General features: G+C 70.2%; 27 protein-coding genes. 18 read left to right on the top strand and 9 right to left on the bottom strand.

Annotation, left to right across the window (positions count from 1 at the left end; translation table 11 throughout):
- Positions 1–4 precede the first annotated feature (4 nt).
- On the bottom strand, positions 5–901 hold the full coding sequence (locus NL114_RS04480) for a prenyltransferase (protein WP_254823601.1): 897 nt from the start codon (positions 899–901) through the stop codon (positions 5–7).
- 1 nt (position 902) lies between these two features.
- Positions 903–2,522 (bottom strand): bifunctional phytoene desaturase/3,4-desaturase, encoded by a 1,620-nt coding sequence (gene crtID, locus NL114_RS04475; protein ID WP_254823600.1) that lies wholly within the window; start codon positions 2,520–2,522, stop codon positions 903–905.
- A 115-nt stretch (positions 2,523–2,637) separates the two neighbouring features.
- On the opposite strand from crtID, the gene NL114_RS04470 reads away from it, so the two are divergent.
- The 4 genes from NL114_RS04470 to NL114_RS04455 all read left to right on the top strand — a co-directional run bounded on the left by NL114_RS04470 (position 2,638) and on the right by NL114_RS04455 (position 5,350).
- The gene (locus NL114_RS04470) at positions 2,638–3,486 is read left to right on the top strand and encodes an SDR family NAD(P)-dependent oxidoreductase (protein WP_254823599.1); all 849 of its coding nucleotides are present in this window, start codon (positions 2,638–2,640) and stop codon (positions 3,484–3,486) included.
- Between the two features lie 89 nt (positions 3,487–3,575).
- Entirely contained in the window at positions 3,576–4,013 is a 438-nt protein-coding gene (locus NL114_RS04465; protein ID WP_254823598.1) for a Rieske (2Fe-2S) protein, read from the top strand.
- 115 nt (positions 4,014–4,128) lie between these two features.
- The gene (locus tag NL114_RS04460; protein ID WP_254823597.1) at positions 4,129–4,503 is read left to right on the top strand and encodes a translation initiation factor IF-5A; all 375 of its coding nucleotides are present in this window, start codon (positions 4,129–4,131) and stop codon (positions 4,501–4,503) included.
- A 34-nt stretch (positions 4,504–4,537) separates the two neighbouring features.
- The gene (locus tag NL114_RS04455) at positions 4,538–5,350 is read left to right on the top strand and encodes an arginase family protein (protein WP_254823596.1); all 813 of its coding nucleotides are present in this window, start codon (positions 4,538–4,540) and stop codon (positions 5,348–5,350) included.
- Between the two features lie 85 nt (positions 5,351–5,435).
- Here the strand turns inward: NL114_RS04455 and NL114_RS04450 are convergent, their stop codons facing one another.
- The 3 genes from NL114_RS04450 to NL114_RS04440 are packed head-to-tail and all read right to left on the bottom strand — an operon-like array spanning position 5,436 to position 7,043.
- On the bottom strand, positions 5,436–5,891 hold the full coding sequence (locus NL114_RS04450) for a DUF7993 family protein (protein ID WP_254823595.1): 456 nt from the start codon (positions 5,889–5,891) through the stop codon (positions 5,436–5,438).
- Complete coding sequence (locus tag NL114_RS04445) at positions 5,891–6,331, bottom strand: DUF2240 family protein (RefSeq protein ID WP_254823594.1); 441 nt, start codon at positions 6,329–6,331, stop codon at positions 5,891–5,893. The genes NL114_RS04450 and NL114_RS04445 overlap by 1 nt, the downstream gene beginning before the upstream one ends.
- Before the next feature lie 55 nt (positions 6,332–6,386).
- Entirely contained in the window at positions 6,387–7,043 is a 657-nt protein-coding gene (locus NL114_RS04440; protein ID WP_254823593.1) for a helix-turn-helix domain-containing protein, read from the bottom strand.
- 171 nt (positions 7,044–7,214) lie between these two features.
- Between NL114_RS04440 and NL114_RS04435 the strand changes: the two genes are divergently transcribed.
- Positions 7,215–8,039: a cytochrome b family protein gene (locus tag NL114_RS04435; protein ID WP_254823592.1), complete on the top strand. Its 825-nt coding sequence runs from the start codon at positions 7,215–7,217 to the stop codon at positions 8,037–8,039.
- Between the two features lie 17 nt (positions 8,040–8,056).
- On the opposite strand, the gene uppS is transcribed toward NL114_RS04435, so the two are convergent.
- Positions 8,057–8,983: a polyprenyl diphosphate synthase gene (gene uppS, locus NL114_RS04430; RefSeq protein WP_254823591.1), complete on the bottom strand. Its 927-nt coding sequence runs from the start codon at positions 8,981–8,983 to the stop codon at positions 8,057–8,059.
- Between the two features lie 130 nt (positions 8,984–9,113).
- Between uppS and NL114_RS04425 the strand changes: the two genes are divergently transcribed.
- The 6 genes from NL114_RS04425 to NL114_RS04400 all read left to right on the top strand — a co-directional run bounded on the left by NL114_RS04425 (position 9,114) and on the right by NL114_RS04400 (position 13,674).
- Positions 9,114–9,308: a cold-shock protein gene (locus tag NL114_RS04425; protein ID WP_254823590.1), complete on the top strand. Its 195-nt coding sequence runs from the start codon at positions 9,114–9,116 to the stop codon at positions 9,306–9,308.
- 297 nt (positions 9,309–9,605) lie between these two features.
- Positions 9,606–10,022 carry a DUF5778 family protein gene (locus tag NL114_RS04420; RefSeq protein WP_254823589.1) on the top strand — a complete coding sequence of 139 codons (417 nt, stop codon included), beginning with the start codon at positions 9,606–9,608 and terminating at the stop codon, positions 10,020–10,022.
- Between the two features lie 195 nt (positions 10,023–10,217).
- Entirely contained in the window at positions 10,218–11,324 is a 1,107-nt protein-coding gene (gene ahbB, locus NL114_RS04415) for a siroheme decarboxylase subunit beta (protein WP_254823588.1), read from the top strand.
- Positions 11,325–12,008 (top strand): precorrin-2 dehydrogenase/sirohydrochlorin ferrochelatase family protein, encoded by a 684-nt coding sequence (locus tag NL114_RS04410; RefSeq protein ID WP_254823587.1) that lies wholly within the window; start codon positions 11,325–11,327, stop codon positions 12,006–12,008.
- Positions 12,005–13,432 (top strand): glutamyl-tRNA reductase, encoded by a 1,428-nt coding sequence (gene hemA, locus NL114_RS04405; protein ID WP_254823586.1) that lies wholly within the window; start codon positions 12,005–12,007, stop codon positions 13,430–13,432. Before NL114_RS04410 ends, hemA begins: the two co-directional genes overlap by 4 nt.
- A gap of 83 nt (positions 13,433–13,515) precedes the next feature.
- On the top strand, positions 13,516–13,674 hold the full coding sequence (locus tag NL114_RS04400; RefSeq protein ID WP_254823585.1) for a DUF7550 family protein: 159 nt from the start codon (positions 13,516–13,518) through the stop codon (positions 13,672–13,674).
- Positions 13,675–13,680: 6 nt separating this feature from the next.
- On the opposite strand, the gene NL114_RS04395 is transcribed toward NL114_RS04400, so the two are convergent.
- On the bottom strand, positions 13,681–15,135 hold the full coding sequence (locus NL114_RS04395; RefSeq protein ID WP_254823584.1) for a M48 family metalloprotease: 1,455 nt from the start codon (positions 15,133–15,135) through the stop codon (positions 13,681–13,683).
- Positions 15,136–15,332: 197 nt separating this feature from the next.
- Between NL114_RS04395 and NL114_RS04390 the strand changes: the two genes are divergently transcribed.
- The 5 genes from NL114_RS04390 (at position 15,333) to NL114_RS04370 (ending at position 18,969) form a co-directional block, all read left to right on the top strand.
- Positions 15,333–15,716 carry a DUF192 domain-containing protein gene (locus NL114_RS04390; protein ID WP_254823583.1) on the top strand — a complete coding sequence of 128 codons (384 nt, stop codon included), beginning with the start codon at positions 15,333–15,335 and terminating at the stop codon, positions 15,714–15,716.
- 76 nt (positions 15,717–15,792) lie between these two features.
- A complete protein-coding gene (locus NL114_RS04385; RefSeq protein ID WP_254823582.1) occupies positions 15,793–16,293 on the top strand; it encodes an MOSC domain-containing protein in 501 nt (166 codons plus the stop codon).
- A 25-nt stretch (positions 16,294–16,318) separates the two neighbouring features.
- Positions 16,319–17,143 (top strand): YqcI/YcgG family protein, encoded by an 825-nt coding sequence (locus tag NL114_RS04380; RefSeq protein WP_254823581.1) that lies wholly within the window; start codon positions 16,319–16,321, stop codon positions 17,141–17,143.
- 25 nt (positions 17,144–17,168) lie between these two features.
- Entirely contained in the window at positions 17,169–17,741 is a 573-nt protein-coding gene (locus NL114_RS04375; protein WP_254823580.1) for a cysteine hydrolase family protein, read from the top strand.
- Positions 17,742–17,793: 52 nt separating this feature from the next.
- Complete coding sequence (locus NL114_RS04370; RefSeq protein ID WP_254823579.1) at positions 17,794–18,969, top strand: nicotinate phosphoribosyltransferase; 1,176 nt, start codon at positions 17,794–17,796, stop codon at positions 18,967–18,969.
- Between the two features lie 7 nt (positions 18,970–18,976).
- Here NL114_RS04370 and NL114_RS04365 read toward each other — a convergent pair whose 3' ends face one another.
- Positions 18,977–19,333: a winged helix-turn-helix transcriptional regulator gene (locus NL114_RS04365; protein ID WP_254823578.1), complete on the bottom strand. Its 357-nt coding sequence runs from the start codon at positions 19,331–19,333 to the stop codon at positions 18,977–18,979.
- Between the two features lie 105 nt (positions 19,334–19,438).
- On the opposite strand from NL114_RS04365, the gene NL114_RS04360 reads away from it, so the two are divergent.
- Together NL114_RS04360 and NL114_RS04355 are read left to right on the top strand one after the other, a co-directional pair.
- The gene (locus NL114_RS04360) at positions 19,439–19,681 is read left to right on the top strand and encodes an Rdx family protein (protein ID WP_254823577.1); all 243 of its coding nucleotides are present in this window, start codon (positions 19,439–19,441) and stop codon (positions 19,679–19,681) included.
- Between the two features lie 37 nt (positions 19,682–19,718).
- Positions 19,719–20,636 carry a bile acid:sodium symporter family protein gene (locus tag NL114_RS04355; protein WP_254823576.1) on the top strand — a complete coding sequence of 306 codons (918 nt, stop codon included), beginning with the start codon at positions 19,719–19,721 and terminating at the stop codon, positions 20,634–20,636.
- A 92-nt stretch (positions 20,637–20,728) separates the two neighbouring features.
- Here NL114_RS04355 and NL114_RS04350 read toward each other — a convergent pair whose 3' ends face one another.
- Positions 20,729–22,981, bottom strand: a complete 2,253-nt coding sequence (locus tag NL114_RS04350; RefSeq protein WP_254823575.1) for an NADP-dependent malic enzyme — start codon at positions 22,979–22,981, stop codon at positions 20,729–20,731.
- Positions 22,982–23,133: the final 152 nt, after the last annotated feature.

The following is a 23,133-nucleotide window of genomic DNA, read 5'->3' as shown; positions in this document are numbered from 1 at the left end:
GTCGTCACCCCACGAACGGGTTCCCGTAGACCAGCACGTACAGCCCGCCCATCGTGATGACCATCCCGGCGAGCGAGTTGATGATGGGATACCACCAGTAGGCCTCGTCCACGTCCACGCGGGCGAAGGTGATGCCGAACACGAGCAGCGGGTACAGCATCAGAATCACGGTAAAGAACGGATGTACGTAGACGAACGCCACCGCCGCCAGGAGCCACATCAGCGCGCAGTAGAGGAAGGTGTTGAACCGCCCGAGGTAGGTCGCGGTCGTCTCGATGCCGGCGGCGCGGTCGGGTTCGATGTCCGGAATCGCGGAGAACGTGTGCATCCCCATCGTCCAGAGCCAGCCGCCGACGATGGCGCCCAGTGGGGGCAGTTGCCCGGCAAGCGCCGTGTACGCCACGACGCCGGGGAGGATGTAGAGGCCGTTCGAGAGCGAATCGAGGAACGGCGTCGTCTTGAAGCGGAGCGGCGGCGCCGAGTACTCCGTGGCGAGGAAGCCGAACAGGGCGAGCACGCCGACCGCGGCGAGCGGCAGGAACGGGACGAACGCCAGCCCCAGCAGCCCCGACACCACCACCGCCGCCACGACGAGTCGAGAGCCCCGATAGCGGACCTCGCGGCCCTCCTTCTTCGGGTTCTCGGCGTCGATGTCCGCGTCGAAGATGTCGTTGACGCCGTAGAGGAAGACGTTCGCCGGGAGCAGGAAGTACGCGAACAGCGCCAGCGCGAGCGGGGCGAACAGCTCACCGACGCTCGTGGCGGCGTACGCCACCCCGACGACGACAGGGCCCGCCAGGTACAGCCAGAACCGGGGGCGCGAGAGCCGCAGCAGGTAGCCGACGGCCGTGTCCTCGGGCGGCAGCACCCGCTCCAGCGCCAGCGATTCCTGCTCGCTCATGCTATCGGTCGGGAACGCTCCCCGCGAGGTCCTCGATGACGCAGTCGGCGGTGTGCTGGCCACTCACCAGACACATCGGGACGCCGATGCCGGGCGTGGTGTACGACCCCGTGAAGTAGAGGCCGTCGACCTCCTTCGAGCGGTGGGGCGGCCGGAGGAACGCGGTCTGGCGGAGCGTGTGGGCCATCCCGAGCGCCGTGCCCTGCATCGAGTTGTAGCGGTCGGCGAACTCCGAGACGGAGAACGACTCCTCGAAGACGATGCGGTCGCGCAACTCGACGCCCGTGTTCTCGGCGAGGTCGTCCAGCACGAGTTCGCGGTACTTTTCGCGGGTCTCCGGGCCGTCCTCCAGGTCGGGCGCGATAGGAACGAGGACGAACAGGTTGCTGTGGCCCTCCGGCGCGACCGTCGGGTCCGTCTCGGAGGGGACACAGACGTAGTACGCGGGGTCGTCGGGCCACGCCGGGTCGTCGAAGATGGTCTCGAAGTGCTCGTCCCAGTCGGTCGGCAGGACGAGCGTGTGGTGCTCGAGTGGGTCCACGTCGCCCTCGACGCCCATGTACAGCAGGAACGCCGACGGGGCGTAGGTGCGAGAGTCCCAGTAGTCCGCGTCGTAACCCCGCTCGTGTTCGGGAAGCAGCTCCTGCTCGGTGTGGGCGTAGTCGGCGTCGCTCACGACGTAGTCGAAGCGCTCGCGGCGCTCGGTCGTCGCACCGCCGTCGGGCGTCGCCTCGACCGCGTCACCGTCGCCGTCGTCGACGGCCGTCGCCGCGTCGCTCCCCGTCTCGGTCCGCGTGGGGAGGCCCGTGTCGGCCGTCTCGCCGACGACGAGTTCGAACCCCTCGCGGCGCGTGATAATCTCCTCGATGGGTGCGCCGGTCTCGTAGGTCACGCCGAGTTCGCCGCCCAGCTCCACCAGCGCGTCGACGACGGCCCCGATGCCGCCGTCGGGGTAGTAGACGCCGAGATTGAAGTCGACGTGGCTCATGATGTTGTAGAGCGCGGGCGTGTTCTTCGGCGCCCCCCCGAGGAACACCAGCGTGTACTGCATGATCTGCTGGAGCTTCGGGTGGTCGAAGTGGTTCGAGACGTAGCCGTCCATCGTCCCGAGCAACTTGAGGCCGACCGGCGCGGCCTTCATCACGTCGAGGTCAACGAAATCCCGGAGCGAGGAGCGGTCCTCGTAGACGAAGTTGTCCATCGCGGTCTCGTAGTGGTACTCCGAGGTATCGAGGTACTCCTGGAACGTCTCGCCCGCGCCCTCGGCGTAGGACTCGAACGTCTCGGCGTTGGCGTCGCGGTCCGGGACCATGTCGACCCGGTCGCCGTCCTTGAAGAAGATGCGGTAGTGCGGGTCGAGCCGCGTCAGCGAGTAGTAGTCCTCGGGCGCTCGCCCGAAGTGGCCGAAGAACCGCTCGAAGACGTCCGGCATCAGGTACCACGAGGGCCCCATGTCGAATTTGAATCCCTCGGCCTCCAGCCGGGAGGCACGCCCTCCGAGCTGCTCGTTCTTCTCGAAGACGGTCACGTCCGCCCCCGCGTCCGCGAGATAACAGGCCGTCGAGAGGCCGCCGAAGCCGCCACCGATCACGGCGATCCGTTCGCCGCCGAGCCCTTGCATAGCTCCGTATTCGGCTGGAGCGGACAAAAGGGGCCCGGTGGCGGCGGTCCGCGACCGACTCCCGCTGGACGGTACTGGGGATACGGTTAACTGACTGGTCGACGGGCCATCGAGGATGAAGGGACTGACCGACAGGACGGCACTCGTGACCGGGGCCGGGTCGGGAATCGGCCGGGCGTCGGCGCTCCGGTTCGCCGAGGAGGGCGCGAACGTCGTCGTCGCGGACATCGTCGAGGGCCCCGGTCGCGAAACGGTCGACCTGATCGAGGATGGCGGCGGGAGCGCGACCTTCGTCGAGGTCGATGTCTCCTCGCTCGAGTCCACCCGCCGGATGGTCGACACCGTGGTCGAGACGTACGGCGGGCTCGACTTCGCGCACAACAACGCGGGCATCCTCACCGACTTCGTGGAGGTGACGGGGATCGCCGAGGAACAGTGGGACCGGCTGATCGATGTCAACCTGAAGGGCGTCTGGGCGTGCCTGAAGGCCGAAATACCGGCGATGCGGCGCCAGGGCGGCGGTGCCATCGTCAACACCGCCTCCGAGGCCGGGCTGGTCGGGATGGGTGGGCTCTCCAGCTACTCCGCCAGCAAGCACGGCGTCGTCGGGCTGACGAAGTCGGTCGCGCTCGAGTACGCCGACCGGGACATCCGGATCAACGCGGTCGCCCCTGGCCCGACGCGGACGAACATCCAGTCCGGCCTGCTGGGGGAGTCCGGCGCGGTCGGCGGCGGCGATTCCCCGTCGCTCCTGGACCGGCTCTGCCGGGCGGTCCAGTTGCTCCGGCTGACGATTCGCACGCTCCGGGCCGACTTCGACACCTCGGCGATGCGGGACGTTCCGATGGACCGGGTCGCCGACCCGGAGGAGATCGCCGGCGTGGTGGCGTTCCTCTGCTCGACCGACGCCTCGTACATCACCGGACACACGATTCCGGTCGACGGCGGCCAGGCGGCCGACTGACCCCCCGCGGGGCATCCCCCGGGGCCGCAGCCGCGAACCCGTCGATATCCGTCGGCGGAGTTTTGTCGATCCCCCCGCAACGCGGCCCCGTGTCCCCCCGCACGCACCTGACGAGCGCCGACGACGTGCCCGAGCAGGGCGGCTGGCTGTTCACCGTCGAGGAGCCGGATGGCTCCCTTCGAGAGGTCTTCCTCGTCGAACTCGACGACGGTATCGCGGCATGGAAGAACTACTGCCAGCACGAGACGGACCAGGAACTCTACCGCGAGGACATCGGCGCCGTGATGCGCGACGGCGGCATCGTCTGTCCGAAGCACGGCTCCGTCTTCGACGCCGCGACGGGCTACTGCGACAACGGCAAGGCCGCAGGTTCGACGCTCGCCGAGGTCGACGTGACCGAGGAACTCGGCCAGGTGTATCTGACCGACGAGGACGTGGCGTTCAGCCACGCCGGACCCGCCGATGCCGGGTCCGAGGACGACGATGACGACGATATGCCCGGCTCCACTTCGCATATGACGTTCTGACCGCCGGAACTCGGGGCCGGTGTTGCTCGTGCTGGCCGCACTCCCTGGGTGAGTGGCGCCAGCCCCGCTCACCCGTTCCGTACCGTTTATACCGGCGCAACCGGAACGCCAGAGCATGGCGCGAGAGCAGACGGAGGTTCGCGAACTACAGGAGGGGAACTACGTGATGATCGAGGACACCCCCTCGAAGATCACGGCGTACAGCACGTCCAAGCCCGGCAAACACGGCAGCGCGAAGGCCCGTGTCGAGGGGACGGGCGTCTTCGACGGGCAGAAGCGCAACTTCACCCAGCCCGTCGACGCGAAGGTGTGGGTCCCCATCATCGAGCGCAAGCAGGGGCAGGTCGTCTCCGCGTCCGACGGTGAGATGCAGGTGATGGACCTCGAGACGTACGAGACCATCACGATGCGTATCCCCGGTAGCGAGGATATCACGGCCGACGACGAGATCGAGTACCTCGAGTACGAGGGCAACCGCAAGCTGGTCTGAGGCCGCCCCGCCGAGCAGTTCCTCTCCTCACACCGTGACCCAGTTCCCCGGCGCGAACGCTGCCCGTTCGGCCGCCGACTACGTCCTCGTCGGCGCGCCGCTGGACCGCTCGACCTCCTTCCAGCCCGGAACCAGATTCGGCCCCGACGAGGTCCGGCGCTACGCCCGGGGCTTCGAGGACTACGACCACCACACGGACGCACACTTCACCGACCGTGCGGTCCACGACGCCGGCGACATCGAGCCGTGGGCCGACACCGACGACTATCTCGGCTTCCTCGCCGACCAGTTGGGTGATGGCCGGGCGGACGGGGCTGTCCCGCTGCTCGTCGGCGGCGAGCACACCGTCTCGGTGGCGGGCGTCCGGGCCGTCGAGCCGGACGTGTTCGTCTGCCTGGATGCGCATCTCGACCTGCGCGAGGACCTTGGTGGCGACCCCCTCTCGCACAGCACCGTCACCCGGCACGCGCTCGACACCGCGGACCGCGCGGTCGTGCTGGGCGCGCGGGCGGGCAGCGAGGCCGAGTGGGACCGGGCAAGCGAGGCGGACGTGACGGTCGTGGTGCCCGAGGACGTATCCGACTGGTCGCCCGACTTCGGGGACGAGTCGGTCTACCTGAGCGTCGACATCGACGCCGCGGACCCGGGCGTCGCGCCCGGGACGGGCACCCCGGAGCCGTTCGGGCTGTCGAGCCGCGAGATGCGCGATGTGGTGCGGGCGGTCGCTCCGCACGCCGAGGGGTTCGACCTCGTGGAGGTCAACGACCGCGACGACGGGCAGGCCGCGGTGCTGGGGGCGAAACTCCTCAGAGAGTTCGTGTTCGCGCACGCCATATCGGAGGACTGAATCAACGCTTCGGAACTGGCGGCGTTTCTCCGCTATATGGGCTCAAAAGCGCGATAATTTCTGATATTCTGATGATATGGGGGACTCACGATTTATCGCTGGCCTCGACCACGGCCCGGAACACCGGGAGCGCCCGCTTCGCCGCGACGCCCGACTCCAGGAACAGCAGCGTCCGCGGCGGCGTCGTGGCCTTCGGCCGCACGCGCAGCCCCGACGCCTCCTCGGCAGCGGCCTCCTGTCCCGCGTTGGCGGCCGCATCAGGCGCCAGCCGGAACTCCACGCGCGCCCGGTCGGTGTGGACGTACACGTCCGCGAGGCGGTCGACCGCCTCGCGCGTCTCCACATCCGGATTGCGTCGGTCGGCCGTCTCGCCGGGCGGCAGGAGCGCCACACCGTAGGCGAACTCGCCGTGCTCGCTCCCCTCCACGTCGCGGACGTCCGTCACCGCGAGGCGACCGAGCGCACCGTGCTCGTGGCCGCGCAGTTCCGCGGCGAGCAGCTGCGCGATGCGCCGGCCGTCCGTGACGCGCTCGTCGACCACTACAGCTCCTCCCGGGCGCGCTCGGCGAGGCCGGCCACGTCGGCACCCTGTCGGTGGGCGTAGAGGACGGCGGCGCCGTCCATCGTCAGCCCACGGTCGGCCTTCAGGCGGTTCATCGCGGCGACGGCCTCCTGCTTCTCGACGCCCTCCCCCGCGAGTGCCGAGAGGATGCGGTCGAACGTCGAGCGCTCCTGGAGCAGCGACTCGTCGGGCTGGAACTCCTCGGGCACCTCCACCGTGGCGGGGTCGAACTGCGCCACGAGCCGGTTCTCCTCGCGCTTCAGCAGGCCCTCGCCGACGCCGATGTCCGCCAGACGGCGGGCCTGGTCGGGGGTGAACCACTCCCAATCGAGCGAGAGCTTCTTGAAGAACGTCCCCTCCGGGAGTTCCGAGGTCCCCTCGCGCTGGAACGGGGCCCCGATGGCGACGCGCAGGCTCATGCAGGCGTCGTGTTCGGCGGCGGGCATATATCGGTCGATGCGCCGGTGGACGTGGTCACCTGGCCAGCGCGGCGAACACCCGTTCCTCGACCCGGCGCAGGTGCTTGCCGACGGCGGACGGTGACAGGTCGAGCGCCCCGGCGATGTCCTCGTGTGTGGCCTCCCGTGGTTCCCGGTAGTAGCCGAGGTCGACGGCCGCGGCCATGATCTCCTGCTGCCGGGTGGTGAGCGTCCGGGCCAGCCGGTCGGTATCCGGTGTGTACTCGCCGGTCTCGACGACCTCGATGTCGAACGAGTCCAGCGATGTCGCCTCCTCGTACAGCGCCCGGAACGATTCGTCCTCGCCGATGAGTGTCATCTGCTGGCTCCCGTCCTGCTGGAACTGCACCGGCGTCTCGACGACGATGTCCTCGCGCTGCTGCCACGCCAGTACCTCCCGGATGGCCTCGTTCGCTTCGAACTGGCTGACCGCCATCCAGCGCTCCTCGCCCGAGACCATGTAGTCGCGGACGGTGGGTTCGGACGCCATGATCTCCTCGTAGCGGTCGCGGTCGCCACTCCCCTCCGCGAGCAACAGGAGCGTCCCGTCGTCGAGGAGTTCGAAGTGATGGACCGCCTCGCGCTGGAGGGAGGGCTCCGCCAGCAGTCGCTCACCGAGTGGGTGGAACCCCGGCTGATCTCGGGGGACCAGTCGGACCGTCAGGTACCGCATACCGTCGGCTAGCCGAGTGCCCGACTTAAAGCCGTCCGGATGACCTCCGACAGGGAATCGTCCCAGCCCCCCGTTTCGATGGACGACGGCGGTACCGCCCTGCCCACGGACCGGCCTTCCACGCCGCCCGCATCGGTCCGTGAACCACAGCTATCACCCACCCTCCAACGAATGACCGACGATTCCGACGAGCAGACGGACCGAGACCAGCCACGGACCGGCGACGACGAGGCGAGCGACGCGAGCCGAGCCTCGTCAGAGGTCCGCTCTGACGGAAGCGGCGTCGTCGCGCCGGACGACGAGACGCCGACCTGGGGCGAGCGCAAGGAGCGCACGCAGGGGCTCTCACAGATCACCTACGAGTACTTCGAGCGGGCGCGCCGCGAGGATCAGGACCTGCGGACGGAGAGCGACTACGTCGAGCGGGACGTGCTGGCGTTCCCGGTGTGGCCCCACGAGATGATCCGGAACCTCGCGCTGACGAGCTTCTTCGTCGGGATGGTCGTCTTCCTCGCAGCCGCCCTCCCACCCCATATCGGGGCGCCAGCCAATCCGAACCAGACGCCGGCGGTCATCCTGCCGGACTGGTATCTCTACTGGTCGTTCGGGCTGCTCAAGCTCGGGCCGCTGAACCCGGACCTGGCGTTGCTGGGCGGGGAGAAGCTGATGGCCGACCGGACCTACGGTGTCGTCGCCAATCTGGTCGTCGTGGGTTTCATCGCCATCGTGCCGTTCCTGAATAAGGGTGCGGCCCGGCGCCCCGTCGAGCAGCCGTTCTGGGCTGCCGTCGGTGTCGCCGGCGTCACGTTCGCGTTCACCATCGCTGCGTACTCCGCGAAGAACCTCGTGCCGGTGGCACCGCACCTGCTGTTCGACCTGACGTTCCTGCTGCCCTTCGTGGGCGGCTTCCTCACCTACGCGGTGCTGAAGTCGATGCGGGAGGGGTACATGTTCGAGCTGAACCGGCGCTACTACCGCCTGCGACCCCCGAAGTAGACACCTGTCGCCGGCGCTCAGTCGGCCGTCTCGATGGCCGCGTCGGCCTCGGGCAGGTCCAGCTCGTGGTCCTCGTCGTCCGCCCGGTCCCGGACCCGACCCAGTACCCGTCGAGCCTCGCCGAGTTCGGCATCGCCCACGGCGCGGAGCAGCGCGACCGCGCGCTCGGCCCGGGTGCGGCGCCACGATGCCTCGCGGGCCTGGTAGGTCCGGACCGCGCGGAGGAAGTCGACGCGGCGGAACTCCGGCCAGTACGGCGAGCAGAAGAAGACGGCGGCCTCGTTGCCGTTGGCGTGCCACGGGAGGAAGTTCGAGGTGCGCTCGTCGCCGCCCGTGCGGATGATGAGGTCGACGGCGCGCGCGGGCCCCTCGTACAGCTGCGTTTCGATGGTTCCGACGTCGATGTCGGCGGGGTCGAGGTCACCGTCGGCCACGTCGCTGGCGAGCGCGCGCGTCGCCGAGAGGAGTTCCGCGCGGCCACCGTAGGCGAGCGCGATGTTGAGGTGGAACTCGTCGTAGCCCGCGGTCCGGCGGTCGGCGTAGTCGACGGCATCGCGGACGCGAGGCGGGAGCCGGTCGAGTTCGCCGATGGCGCGGATGCGGACCTCGTTCTCGTGGACCTCCTCGCGGTCGGCGAACTCCCGGAGCTTGTCCTCGATGAGGTCGAACAGGTCCTCGCGCTGCTCGGGTGGTCGGTCGAAGTTCTCCGTCGAGAACGTGTAGAGGGTGAGCTCGCGGACACCCAGCTCGTTGCACCAGTGGAGCATCTGCTCGGTCGTCTGCGCGCCGGCGCGGTGGCCGTCCGTGGCCTCGTCGCCCGCCTGGCGGGCGTAGCGGCGGTTCCCGTCCTGGATGACGGCGACGTGTTCCGGCGCGCCGTCGAGTTCGCGTTCCAGCAGGCGCTCGTACAGCGCGAGCGCGCGCCGGCGGAGCCACCCGGTCATATGCGAACCGGACGCCCGGCAAGTATGGGTCTTTTGACTGGTCATACCGGGTGTTCATGCCGGACGGGCCGTCGTGGCGGTGCTGACGGTCGCAGGCTTTTTATACAGGCGTATCCACGAGAGAGTTGCAATGGCGACTGGTAAGGTCGTGTTCTTCAACGACACTGGCGGCTACGGTTTCATCGAGACTGACGAGGCGGACGAGGACGTGTTCGTCCACATGGACGACATCGAGGGCCCCGACCTAGAGGAGGGCGAGGAGCTCGAGTTCGACATCGTCGAGTCCGAGAAGGGCCCCCGGGCCCAGAATCCGACCCGCGTCTGAAGGACAGACGACCACGGAGACGTAGCGGCACGGAACTGCGGCGCGGTCGCGCGACTTGTCGCGGGCGCGCAGTCATAGCCGGTGAGCCGCAGCGCTCGCCACTTCAGCTCGTGCTGTCTTCCAGCCCGGCCGATACTGACATCGACCGCTTCCGGCCTCGCCCCGGCCGGCAGCCGACATCGACCGCTTCCGGCCTCGCCCCGGCCGGCAGCCGGCATCGACCGCTTCCGGCCTCGCCCCGGCCGGCAGCCGACATCGACCGCTAGCGGTTTATCCGGCCGTCGCGAACCCAGCGGCATGGAGACCATCGACGAGGACCTCTACCAGCGGACGCGTGCCCTGCTGGAGCCGGGCGATATCGAACTCAACGGCATCATCGTCCACACGGACCTCTCGGGCGAGGACGAGCCCGCGCTCCACCAGCTCACCCTCGACACCGGCAATCGCATCGCCGAGCACCATCCCGACATCGCCCCCGAGGATACCTACGTCTACTCCGGCAACGACGACCCCGATTTCGGCGTCAACCAGCATCAGGGGCTCACGCTGGACGGCGAGGAGTTCGTCTGGGAGTGCCAGCAGTTGCTCCGCGAGGGCCACTACGCCGTCGTCATCTACTACGAGGCCGTCGTCGACCAGGACGGCGTCGTCGCGGCGGTCGAGACCCTCGACCACGTGGACAGCGTTGTCGGCGTCCGCGGCGACGGCGACTGAACAGGGGCGTTGTCGGCGTCCGCGGCGACGGCGACTGAACAGGGGCGTCGTCGGCGTCCGCGGCGACGGCGACTGAACAGGGGCGTCGTCGGCGTCCGCGGCGACGGCGACTGAACAGGGGCGTCGTCGGCGTCCGCGGTGACGACGACCGACGGGAACGCGACGCTTATCCGACTCTGCCCCCGAGTTCCGAGCATGAGCGAGGACGCCGACCCGTCGCTCGACCGGGTCGACCGCGCGATCGTCAACGCCTTCCAGGGCGGGTTCCCTGTCGCCGAGCGCCCCTTCGAGCCCGCTGCGGCTGCGCTCCGCGAGCGCGACATCGACATCGACGCCGACGAGCTGCTGGCCCGCATCCGGGCGATGGACGAGGCCGGCACGCTGACGCGCTTCGGCGCGCTCGTCAACGCCGAGGCCATCGGTGGCGCCGCGACGCTGGTCGCGATGCACGCGCCCGAGGACCGCTACGAGGCGGTGGCCGAGCAGGTCAACGCGCACCGCGAGGTCGCGCACAACTACGAGCGCGAGCACCCCCATCTCAACATGTGGTTCGTCGTCAGCGTCGCCGACGCTGACCGCGTGCGGGAGGTGCTGGACGCAATCGAGGCCGAGACGGGCCAGGAGACCTACAACCTCCCGAAACAGCAGGAGTTCCGCGTCGAGGCGAAGTTCCTGGTCGACGGCCCCATCCCGGAGGGTAACGTGGACCTCTCTCACCTCGGCCCGGACGTGGCGCCGACCGACCGCGACCTCCTCACGCCCCGCGAGCGCGACCTCGTGCTCGCGGTGCAGGACGGCCTGCCTCTCACGGCGACACCGTACGCGGATGTCGCGAGCGAGATCGACCAGCCGGTCGAGTGGGTGCTGGCGACGCTCCAGCGCTTCGACGCGGAGGGGAAGGTCCGGCGCGTCGGCGTCGTCCCGAACCACTACGCCCTGGGCTACACGGAGAACGGGATGACCGTCTGGAACGTTCCCGACGACCTCGTCGACGAAGTTGGGCCCGCCATCGCCTCGCTCGACTTCGTCACGCACTGCTACGAGCGCCCGCGCCACGAGGGCGTCTGGCCGTACAACTTCTTCGCGATGACCCACGGCCGCAGCGAGGCTGAGAGCGACGAGCGCGTCCAGCAGGTACGGGAGCGGATGGCCGAGTTCTGGGATGTCGGCGAGGACGACTGGGACACGCTGTTCTCGACGCGCATCCTGAAGAAGACCGGTATCCGGCTCGACGAGCGCGCCGACGCGAACACCGAGGGCGCTCCTGCCGACTCCGCGGAGACGGAGGTCGGCGACGACTAGATGATTCCGCTCCACCACGATTTCCGCGGGGAGACGGTCCTCGTCTTCGGGGGCGGTCCCGTCGGGGCGCGCAAGGCTCGTCGCTTCGCCCGCGAGGCGCGGGTCGTGGTCGTCAGTCCGGGGTTCGCGGACCGCCGGTTCGAGCCCGGGGCGGCGGACGACGGTGACGGGACGGGCCACGTCGAGTTCGTCCGCGCGGCGCCCACGCCCGACGCGGTGCCCGACTGGTTCGACCGCGTCGAGCCGGCGCTGGTCGTGGCCGCTACGGACGACGCCGACCTGAACGCGGCCGTCGCTGCCGAGGCCGACGAGCGAGGCGTCCTCTACAACCGGGCCGACCGCTCGGGGACCGACCGTCGGCCCGTCGATGAGGTGGTCGTCCCGGCGACGGTGCGCGACGAGCCCGTCGTCGCGAGCCTCGCGACCGGCGGGGCCAGTCCGGCACTCTCGAAGCACCTCCGCGAGCGGCTGGAGACGGAACTCGCGGGCGCCGGCGCGATGGCCGAGTTGACCGGTGACATCCGGGCGGACCTGCAGGAACGCGGGGTCGACCCCGACCTCCGGCGAACCGCCGTCCGGCGGGTGGTTCGCGACTCGAACGTTTGGAAGGCTTTAGGTGAGGGTAGTGCCAACCCCCGGGAAAGAGCCACCGAGGTCGTTACCGAGGTGGTAGGTGACGAATGACTGTTCCAACTGGGTTGGTCTCCGGCGTCAGTATCTCCCACCGGCACGCCAGTCTCGACCACATCGAGCGGGCCGCCGTCGAGTCACAGTGCCGTGGCGTGGAGACGCTCCTCTCCCAGCCGGGCGTCCGCGAGGCGTTCTGCCTCCAGACCTGCAACCGCGTCGAGGCGTACGTCGTCACGGACGACGCGGCGACGGGGCGCGCGGCGCTGGACCGCTACACGGCCGGGCTGGAGGACGCCCGCGTCAGCCTCGACCACGAGGCGTCGCTGGAACACCTCATCCGGGTCGCGTGCGGGCTGGAGTCGCTCGTCCTCGGCGAGGACCAGATCATCGGCCAGGTCCGGCGCGCGTTCGTGACGGCCCGCGAGGCCGGCGGCGTCGGCCCCGTGCTGGAGGACGCGCTCACGAAGGCACTCCACGTCGGCGAGCGTGCCCGTGACGAGACCGGAATCAACGAGGGCGTCGTCTCGCTGGGGAGTGCCGCCGTGGAGCTGGCCGAGCGCGAACTCGGCGACCTCTCGGCCGAGGACGCGCTCGTCGTCGGCGCCGGCGAGATGGGAACGCTCGCGGTTCGGGCGCTCGACGGTGAGGTCGCCTCGCTGACGGTCGCGAACCGCTCGCCCGAGCGTGCCGAACACCTCACCGGCGATGTCGAGGAGACGCCGGCCCGCGCGGTCGGACTGGGGACGCTCCCCGAGGCCACCATGTCGGCCGGGCTCGTCCTCACGGCGACCGGGAGCGACGAGCACGTGCTCGACGCCGAGCACCTCTCGGGGGCGGGCGAGACGTTCGTCGTCGACCTCGCCTCGCCGCGTGACGTGGCGCCCGCCACCGACGGCCTCGAGAACGTGACCGTCCACGACCTCGACGCACTGGAGGACGTGACCGACCGGACCCGCGAGGCCCGGGCCGAGGCCGCCGGCCGGGTCGAGGCGATGGTCTCCGAGGAACTCGACCACCTCCTCAGCCAGTACAAGCGCAAGCGCGCCGACCAGATCATCGCGGCAATGTACGAGGGCGCAGAGCGCGTGAAAGCTCGCGAGGTCGGCAAGGCCGTCTCCACGATGGAGACGGACGGGCTGACCGACGACCAGGAGGCGGCCGTCGAAGCGATGGCCGATGCGCTGGTCAACCAGCTCCTCTCGGCGCCGACCAAGAGTATCCGTGAGGCCGCCGAGAAGGGCGACTGGACCACCATCAACTCCGCGCTCGAACTGTTCGGCCCCGGGATGAAGGTCGACCCCGACGATGTCGGGGAGGGCATCCCCTCGGGTGCCGTCGACGCCGAGGACGTTGCCGCAGGCGCGTTAGACGCCGAGGACGTTGCCGCAGGCGCGTTAGACGCCGAGGACATCCCCGCCGAGATGCGCGAGCAGATGCCCGATGCCGTCCTCGACCGCATCGCGACCGGTTCGGACTGATCCACGCCCGGCGCTCCCCCGTTCGTCCTCCGACGCCGACCACGGACCGATACTGGCAAGTGCGCCCCGACGGAGGCTCGGATATGGCAGACGACCACGACCACGGTCACGAGGACGACGACGAGGGCCGCACGACCGCCCCGCAGAGCGCGTACACCGCCCGGCAGGTCGCCATCGGCTTCGTCGTCGCGCTGGTGGGCCTCGCGCTCGTCTTCGGCGTCCCGCTCGCGCTCACGCTGTAACGCCCGCTACCCGTCCTCACGGTCCGCCTCGCGGTCCGTCGTGATGACGACCCGCCCGTCCCCTTCGCGGACGGTCGTCGTGTCGGCGTCCACGAACCCCGGTGTCCCGAGCAGCAGCACCGCCGTCCGGCCGTCCGTCCGGCGGAGGCGGTAGGCGATGGGCCGCCCGTCGAGCGTCGTCGCCCACTGGCGGCCGGTCCGGTCGTCGGCCAGCGGACCCGTCCCGGTCCGTTCGTCGAGGTAGTCGGCGAGGGCGTCGTCGAACTCGCTGGCGTTCCCCTCGTCGTCGAACCGCAGCACCCACGCGTAGCCCCGGGCGCCGCTCTCGTTGTTGAACGCGATGCGGGTGTCGTTGCCCCAGCCGGCCGCGGCGCGGGCGGCCCGCTCGTCGCGGAGTTCGGTACCGAGCGCCACCCGGACGAACGCCTCGCCGACGCGGCCCCGCGCGGGTGCGAACGTCTCCTGCCAGACGCCCTCGGTCTCGCCGCGGAGCGTGACGTTCAGGGGGACCGGCTCGTCGCGGACGCCGGGGTGGAGCACCTGCTCGCTCGTCGTCGGCGGGTCGGCGTACACGGCGGACAGGTCGGCGGGGGAGTCGACGGTCGCCGTCAGATACCGGTAGCCGAACCAGTACGGCGCGAAGGCGTAGCGCGCGGCGCCGTCGCTGTTCCGGTAGCGTCGCTCCAGGTCGCGAGCCGGCCGCGGGCCGGGAGCCGACCGGTTCACCATGTAGGCCAGCCAGTAGCGGTCCTCGACGTAGCTCGCGCCACCCTCGATGACGGCGGTGCTGGCGAAGCGGCCGTCCGGCCCCGACGCCGTGGCCGCCGTCACGCGGCCGATGTCGCCCCGTCGGAACTGGACGGTGTGGGCGAACTCGTGGGCGAGGACGTGTTCGAGGAACGCCGGCCGGTCGGTGAGGTTGCGGTTGACGTACACCGTCCGGGGGCCCGCGACGAAGGCGACGGCCTCGACCTCGGTCACGTTCCGTTCGAGGCCGAGCAGGCGCTGGAACTCGGGCGGCCGCGTCGTGTTACCGGTCGTGTCCAGCAACTGGACCGCGTTCGGCCGCGGGGCGTCCGTCCCCAGGAGTCGGCTCGTTCGGTCGTACACCCGTGTCGGGTCCAGCGGCAGCTCGCCGCCCTGGACCGCGATGGAGTCCCCGTCGCTCCCGCCGAAGAGGCCGCCGAGCCCGCCGAGCCCGCCCGGCTCCTGCGTGGTGGGCGGCGTCGGCGTCTCGATGGCGGTGGCCGTCGGCTCGGGGAACGTCGGGGTCGACGACGACGCGGTCGGCGTGGCCGTCCCGGTGGCGGTCGATGTGGACCCACTACCGTCCGCGGGCGTGGCCGTCGGTCCGGATGTCGGCACCGTGGTCCCGGTCGTCCCGGGGCCGTCGTACCCGACGCTACATCCGGCCAGGACCAGCAGGAGGGCACAGCAGACGGCGGGGAGGGCGGGTCGCACTGTCGGGCCGGACGGCCGCCGGCCGCTAAACCCTTCGCCCGCTAGCGGCGTGATTCCCGACAGCGGGCGCCCGAGGTATTATCCGATAAACGGTCGCTTAAACGGATAATGTCTCTGTTTCGGGGCGAAACATGCCGACTCGCTCGAAACTCGAGGTCTCCGCAACCTATTTGTCCCGACCTCGCGATGTTTCCGCCGTGCGCGTCGTCCACGAACCGGCGAGCGGGTCCGAGCGGACGCTAGCGACGACCGTCGAGTTCGCGGATGGGCTCTTCTCGCAGGGTATCGGCCTCATGTTCCGTCGCTCGGTGCCGGACGACTTCGCGCTCGTGTTCCGCTTCGGCCGCGTCACGACGCGGGGCCTGCACATGGTGTTCGTCCCGTTCGACATCGACGCGGTGTGGCTCGTCGACGGCGAGGTGCAGGCCGTAGAGCGGATGCGGGCGTGGCGCGGAACGGGCCGTGCGAAGGCGGACACCGTCCTCGAACTCCCGGCTGGGGCCGCCAACGGGGTCGAACCGGGTGATACGGTCCGGGTGCTGGACGAGGACGGGCGCGACGTGACCCACGGCGACGGTTGAGATGGCGACGAACCGCGGGTGAGTCGGTGTCACACGGTGGCGAAACCGTCAGGTCGGGCGCGTTCCAGTTCCAGGTATGACCAGTGACGGAATCGTCCGCGCCATCCACGTCGCGCCCGAGTCCGGCGCGCCGGTCGAGTCGCGCGACGCGGTGATGGCCGCGGCCGACGCGGGCCTCCGTGGCGACCGCTACTTCGACGAGACGGGGACCTTCGCCAGCCGCGAGGGAAGCGACCTCACCCTCATCGAACGGGAGGCCCTCGATGCGGTCGAGGCCGACTACGATATCGCCCTCGAACCGGGCATCCACCGGCGCAACGTCACGACCGAGGGAATCGCCCTCAACCACCTCGTCGGCGAGCGGTTCCGGGTCGGGGACGCGGTCTGTGTGGGCGTCGAACTCTGCGAACCCTGCTCGTATCTGGAGCGCCACCTCGAGCGCGAGGGGGTCCGCGAGGCCCTCGTCCACCGTGGGGGGCTCCGGGCACGCATCGTCACGGGCGGGACGGTCGCCGTCGGGGACGCCGTGACGGGGCTCACGGCCGGCGACGGCGGGCCCGACGGACCGGAGAATTGAATCCGCCCGGTCCACAACGAGCGGTATGAACGAGCCGGGGTTCCAGTCCGTCATGGACCAGGACACCCTCGCCGAGCGGGTCGAGGCCGGCGAGCTGCCCGACTGGGTCGAGCGGCACTGGCGAACGTTCCACGAGAGCCTCACCGGTGAGCACGAGGGCGAGTCGTTCCCCTGCTTCTTCGGCGCCGAATCGGTCGCCAACGGCGAACCGCTGTACACCGCGGTCCCGTCGACGAGCGAGCGCGACGCGCTGCTGTCGTTCCGCGACTCGCTGCTGGAGTACCTCGACGTGTACGCGGACCGCGAGGGGCGTGCCTCGTTCGTCGTGTTCTTCCGCCCCGAGGCGGACATCGAGGCGGAGGCCGACTACCACGAGGCACTCTGGCACGTCCTCGAGGTGTTGCACGTCCACGACCCGGAGCCGTGGCCCGACGACATCCCGACGGAGACGGACAGCCGGTTCTGGGAGTTCTGTTTCGGCGGCGAACCGATGTTCCCGACCTGCCGGGCGCCCTTCTACGACACGTATCGCTCGCGCTACTGTCCGGTCGGTCTGGAGATCACCTTCCAGCCACGGACGCTGTTCGATGGCATCACGGGCGACACGGAGGCCGGCCAGCGCGCCCGCGAGACCATCCAGAACAACCTCGAACGGTACGACGGCGTCTGCCCGCACGCCAACCTCGGGGACTGGGGGGTCCCCGGCGACCGCGAGTGGCACCAGTACATGCTCCCGGAGGACGAGTCCCAGGCGCCCGACGCGTGCCCGGTGACGTTCTCCCGCGAGCACCCGAAGGTCGACCAGCGGTTCGACCCCGTGATGCCTGCCGCCGGGGCGGCGGACGATTAAGTTCCCTCGTCCCGAGATGACCGGCATGTCCCGTGGCGCGCTCGCGGTACCTGACGATGCGGTGCTCGTCCTCGTCGATTTCCAGGTGGGATTCGACGAGCCCCGTTGGGGGGAGCGGAACAACCCCGACGCGGAAGCGAACGCTCGCGACCTGCTCGCGGCGTGGCGCGAACGCGAGCAGCCCGTGGCCCACATCCGACACGACTCGATGGACGCGGACTCGCCGCTGCAGCGCGACACTCCGGGGTTCGCGTTCAAGCCGGGGCTCTCGCCCGACGACGCGGAGCCGGAGTTCGTCAAGTCCGTCAACGGCGCCTTCGTCGACACGGACCTGGAGTGGTGGCTCCGCGACCGCGGCCGCCGGACGCTCGTCCTCGCGGGCCTGACGACCGACCACTGCGTCTCGACCACCGCCCGGATGGCCGAGAACCGCGGGTTCGATGTCGTCCTCGTCGCCGATGCCTGCGCCACGTTCGACCGCTCCTACGACGACGAGCGGTTCGACGCCGAGACGGTCCACCGGACGGCACTTGCGCATCTCTCGGGCGAGTTCGCGACGATTGCCGACACCGCGGCGGTACTCGACGCGCTCCGGTAGCGTCGCCGCAGGAGTCCCCACCTTTTTCGACGCGCCACGAGTCCCGACGGGCATGACCGAGGAACCGGACCACGGGACCGACCACCCGTTCGATATCGTCCCGCCCGCCGCCATCCGCGACGGTACCGCCACCGACGCGTACTTCCTCCGGACGGAGACGGCACTGGACGGGGCCGACCGGAACCCCCACGTCGTCGCCGAGGTGACGCTCGGGCAGTTCCCCTCGGGCGACCCGCACCTGTTCGCCGGCATCGAGGACGCCATCCACCTGTTCGAGGGGCTGCCCGTCGACGTGCACGCGCTCCCGCCGGGGACGTTCTTCGACGGCGGACCCGTCGTCCGCATCGAGGGTCCGTATCGGGATTTCGCCCGGCACGAGACCTCACTCCTCGGATTCCTCTCGCAGGCGACCGCGTTCGCCACCGCCGCGCACGAACTCCGGCGGGCCGCGCCCGGCACCCCGGTCGTCTCCTTCGGCGCGCGCCACCTCCACCCGTCGCTGGCGGCCGTCCTGGAGCGCTCGGCGCTGCTCGCGGGCCTCGACGGCTTCTCCCACGTCGCCGCTGGCGAGGTGCTCGGCCGGGAGGCGACGGGAACGATGCCACACGCGCTGGTCATCTGCTTCGGCCGCGGCGAGCAGGAGGCCGCGTGGCGCGCCTTCGACGAGGGCGTCGGCCCCGATGTCCCGCGGACGGCGCTCGTGGACACCTACAGCGACGAGGTCGACGAGGCCATCCGCGCCGCCGAGGCCGTCGACGACCTGAACGGCGTCCGCCTGGACACGACGGGCTCGCGCCGCGGCGACTTCCGGCATATCTGCCGGGAGGTCCGCTGGGAACTCGACGCTCGCGGTCACGAGGACATCGACATCTTCGTCTCCGGCGGCCTCGGCCCGGCCGACCTCCGCGAACTGCGCGACGTGGCCGACGGCTTCGGCGTCGGCGGTGCCATCAGTGACGCCGACTCGGTCGACTTCGGGCTTGACCTCATCACCGTCGAGGGCGAGCCGGCCGCCAAGCGGGGGAAGCTCTCGCTCCCGAAGCAGGTGTACCGCACCCCGGACGGCGCGCATCATCTCGGACTCGCTCGCGAGGACGGGCCGGCGGACGGCGCGCCGTTGCTGGAGCCGGTCGTCGAGGACGGCGAGATAGCTGCCGCCTTCGACCTCGACGAGAGCATCGAGCGCACCCGCGAGGACGCCGCACTGGTGTTCGGGGACGAGGACTGAGGCCGGGTCAGGCCGTGCCGTGACGCTCGCCCCACTCCCGGAGCGCCTCGACGGCCGGCTCGAGGTCGCGTCCAGCCGCGGTGAGCCGGTACTCGACGCGATGGGGGCGCTCCGAGACGGTCCGGCGTTCGACGATGCCGGCGTCGGTGAGGTCGTCCAGCGTCTCCGAGAGGACCGTCCCCGAGACGCCGTCGACGGCGTCGGAGATGGCCGCGAACCCACGGGGACCGTCCAGCAGGACGGCGACCACGACGGGGCTCCACTTCCGGTCGAGTACGTCCAGCGCGCAGGTCAGGCCACACCACTCGGCGTCGGCGCACCAGTCGGCGAGGCAGTCGGTGCGGCGGTCGGTTTCGGGGGACACGCCCGGACGAAGGCCGGCAGCTCCGTGATGGTTCGGTACGCGACCGTAACCGGGTCAGCGCACCCTGAGCGCGGATTGAAGACGACAGGTCCACAAGACCCGCCCGTGACCCGCGTCGAGATCGAGTACTGTGTGCCGTGTGGCCATCTGGACCGTGCTGCCGACCTCCAGCGCGACCTGCTGGCGCTGTTCGGCCAGCAACTGGAGACCGTCGCGCTCCGCCCCGGCGACGGGGGTGTCTTCGTCGTCCGCGTCGACGGCGAACAGGTCTTCGACAAGTCGACCGACGAGTACGACGAGGCGGCGATAACCGAGACCGTCCGCGAGCGCCTGCAGGCGGAGACGTGAACCGGGGGCCGTGGCAGCCGGGGCCGGAGAGCGCCCGATGAGCCTCGCGACCCGCGCCGCCCGACTGGTCGACGACTACCTCGTCGGCTGGGTGGCGCTCGCCGTCGGCGTCGGGTTCGCGATACCGGAACTCGGGGCCGTCACGGCGTTCTCGACGCCCATCCTCGCCGCGATGGTCGGGGCGGTCTCGCTCACGCTGTCGGTCGGCGCCTTCCGCGCGGTCGACCGCCGGGCGCTTGCGGTGGCGCTGGTCGTCCAGACCGGGATGGTGCTGGCGGCGTTCGCCGTCGCGCGTCTGCTCGGGCTCGGGCCGGCGCTCACCGTCGGGTTCGTCGTGCTGGGCGCGGTGACACCCGAACTCGTGACGCCCGTGATGACCGAACTCGCCGACGGCGATACGGCGCTGGCCTCCGCAGTCCTCGTCCTCGTGGGGCTCGGCAGCGTCGCCCTCGTCCCCGGGGCGGTGACGCTCCTCGTCGGCGACGCTGTCGCGTTCGACACGCTCCGTATCGTCCGCGGGCTGGCGCTGGCGGTCGTGCTGCCGATGGTCGTCGCCGTGGGCCTGCGGACCCGGTTCCCGGAGCAGGTGGGACGGTACGACCAGCTCTACCCGTCGGTGGCCGCCGTCCTCGTGGTCGTCATCATCGGCGGCGTCACCGCGGAGAACGCCGGTCTCGTCCGCGCGGGTGGCTCGCAGATCGGCGCGGTCGCGGTGGGGGCGCTCGCGCTCAACCTCGGCGGCTACACCGCAGGGTGGCTCGCCAGCGCCCCGTTCGACCGCCCCGCCCGAATCGCGACGACGCTCTCGGTCGGGATGCGCGACTTCGCGGTCGCGGCCGCGCTGGTCGTCTCGGCGGGCTTCCCGCCGGCCGCGGCACTCCCGGCGGTGGCGTTCGGGGTCATCGAACTCGTGACGAGCGCGGGGCTGGCGCGGTGGTTCCGGCGAGGACTCTGACATCTGTCATGTACCGCAATCTCGACAGTTGCGGTTCGGGTAAGGGAGTGCCCGGCGGATAGGAGACGTGACAGCCGACCTGTGCTGTCTTCTCAGTCCTCCTGTGCGTCGACGACGGCCACGCCGGCGAGGTTGACGATGTCCTTGACCTCGTCGCCGCGCTGGAGCACGTGGACCGGCTTGTCCATGCCGACGAGCATCGGGCCGATGGCCTCGGCGCCGCCGAGGCGCTGGAGCAGTTTGTAGGCGATGTTGCCCGCTTCGAGGTTCGGGAAGACGAGCACGTTCGCGGGCTCGTCGAGGTCGGCGAAGTCGTAGTCGCCCTCGAGCATCTCCTCGACCACGGCGGTGTCGGCCTGCATCTCGCCGTCGACCGGGAAGTCGACCTCGTCGTCGCCGTGGAGCATCCGGGCGGCCTCGCGGGGCTTGCGGGTGCCCTCGTTGTCGACGGAGCCGAAGTCCGAGTACGAGAGGAGCGCGGCCCGCGGCTCGATGTTGAACCGGCGGGCGAGCTTCGCGGTCTGCTTGGTGACCTCCGCGAGCACCTCCTCGTCGGGCTCCTGGTTGACGGTCGCGTCGGCACAGAAGACGACGCGGTTCTTGAACGTGAGCATGTAGACGCCGGCCGCGTAGTCGGCGTCGTCGGCGGTGCCGATGACCTGGAGCGGCGGGCGCAGGGCGCTGGGGTAGTGGTGCATCAGGCCCGTCAGCATCGCGTCGGCGTCGCCCATCTCCACCATCACGCTGCCGAGGTAGTTGCCGTCCTGGATGAGCTCGTCCGCCTCGCGGCGGGTGATGCCCTTCCGGCGGCGGAGCTGGTGGAGGCGCTCGGCGTACGGGTCGAGGTTCCCCTCCTCGGGGTCGACGATCTCGGGCGAGAAGTCCAGGCCCAGCCGCTCGGCGGTCGCCCAGATCTCCTCGCGGTCGCCGACGAGGACCGGCTCGGCGATACCCTGCTCCTGGAGCTGGAACGCCGCCCGGACCATCTTCTCGTCGTCGCCCTCCGCGAGGACGACCCGCTTGGGCTCGCTCTTGGCCTTGTTGAGGACGACCCGCATCATCTCGCGGGACTTGCCCAGTCGCGCTTCGAGGCGCTCGACGTACCGCTCGTGGTCGAGTTCCTTCCGGGCGCTGCCGGACTCGACGGCGGCGTCCGCGACGGCCGGCGCCACCTCGAACAGGACCCTCGGGTCCAGCGGCTTCGGGATGATGTACTCGGGGCCGAACTGGAGCGGTTCGTCGCCGTACGCCTTCACGACGGCGTCGGGCACGTCCTGCCGGGCGAGGTCGGCCAGCGCCTCGGCGGCGGCGACCTTCATCTCCTCGTTGATCTCCGTCGCGCGCACGTCCAGCGCGCCGCGGAAGATGAACGGGAAGCCCAGCACGTTGTTCACCTGATTGGGGTAGTCCGAGCGCCCCGTCGCCATGATGACGGTGTCGTCGCGGGCCTCCTTCGCGTCCTCGTAGCCGATCTCCGGGTCCGGGTTCGCCATCGCGAACACGATGGGGTCCGAGGCCATCGACTGGACCATCTCCTGACTCACGAGGCCGCCGATGGAGAGCCCGACGAACACGTCGGCGCCCTCCATGGCGTCCGCGAGGTCGCCCGCCGGGCGGTCGGCGGCGAACTCCTGCTTGAACTCGTTGACGTCGCCCGCGTCGGCGCGCTCCTGGGTGATGATGCCCGAGGAGTCACACATCGTGATGTTCTCGCGGCTGGCGCCGAGCGAGACGTAGAAGCGCGCCGTCGCGATGGCCGAGGCGCCGGCACCGGAGAAGACGATCTCCAGCTCGGAGAGGTCCTTTCCGGCGATGTCGGCGGCGTTGACGAGCGCCGCGCCGGAGATGATGGCGGTCCCGTGCTGGTCGTCGTGGAAGACGGGGATGTCCATCTCCTCGCGGAGCCGTTCCTCCACCTCGAAGCACTCGGGGGCCTTGATGTCCTCCAGGTTGATGCCGCCGAACGTCGGCTCCATCGCCGACACCGACTGGATGATGTCCTTCGGGTCGTCCTGGTCGAGTTCGATGTCGAAGACGTCGATGTCGGCGAACCGCTTGAAGAGGACGCCCTTCCCCTCCATGACGGGCTTGGAGGCCTGCGCGCCGATATCGCCCAGTCCGAGGACGGCGGTCCCGTTCGAGACGACCCCGACCATGTTCCCCTTCGCGGTGTAGCTGAAGGCGTCGTCCGGGTTGTCGCGGATCTCGCGGCACGGCGCGGCCACGCCGGGCGAGTAGGCCAGCGAGAGGTCACGCTGCGTGTTGGTCGGCTTCGTCGTCGAGATCTCCAGTTTGCCGGGAGGGTCGCGTTCGTGATATTCGAGCGAATCCTCGTCGAGTCCCATACCGACGTGGCGTCGGAAACGGGTAAAAAGCTATCCGAACGGATGGGGGGCGGCGGGTTCTGCCGTCGCCGACAGGTGTATCGGCAGGCGGTTCACCCGGAACCGTCCGCACAGGACCCGCGTCTGCGGCCGACGGCCGGCGCGCGCCTTCG

This window comes from Haloglomus halophilum (assembly GCF_024298885.1).
Lineage (GTDB): Archaea > Halobacteriota > Halobacteria > Halobacteriales > Haloarculaceae > Haloglomus > Haloglomus halophilum.
The sequence above is the reverse complement of the archived record's forward strand: the minus strand, read 5'-3'. Positions and strand labels throughout refer to the sequence as shown.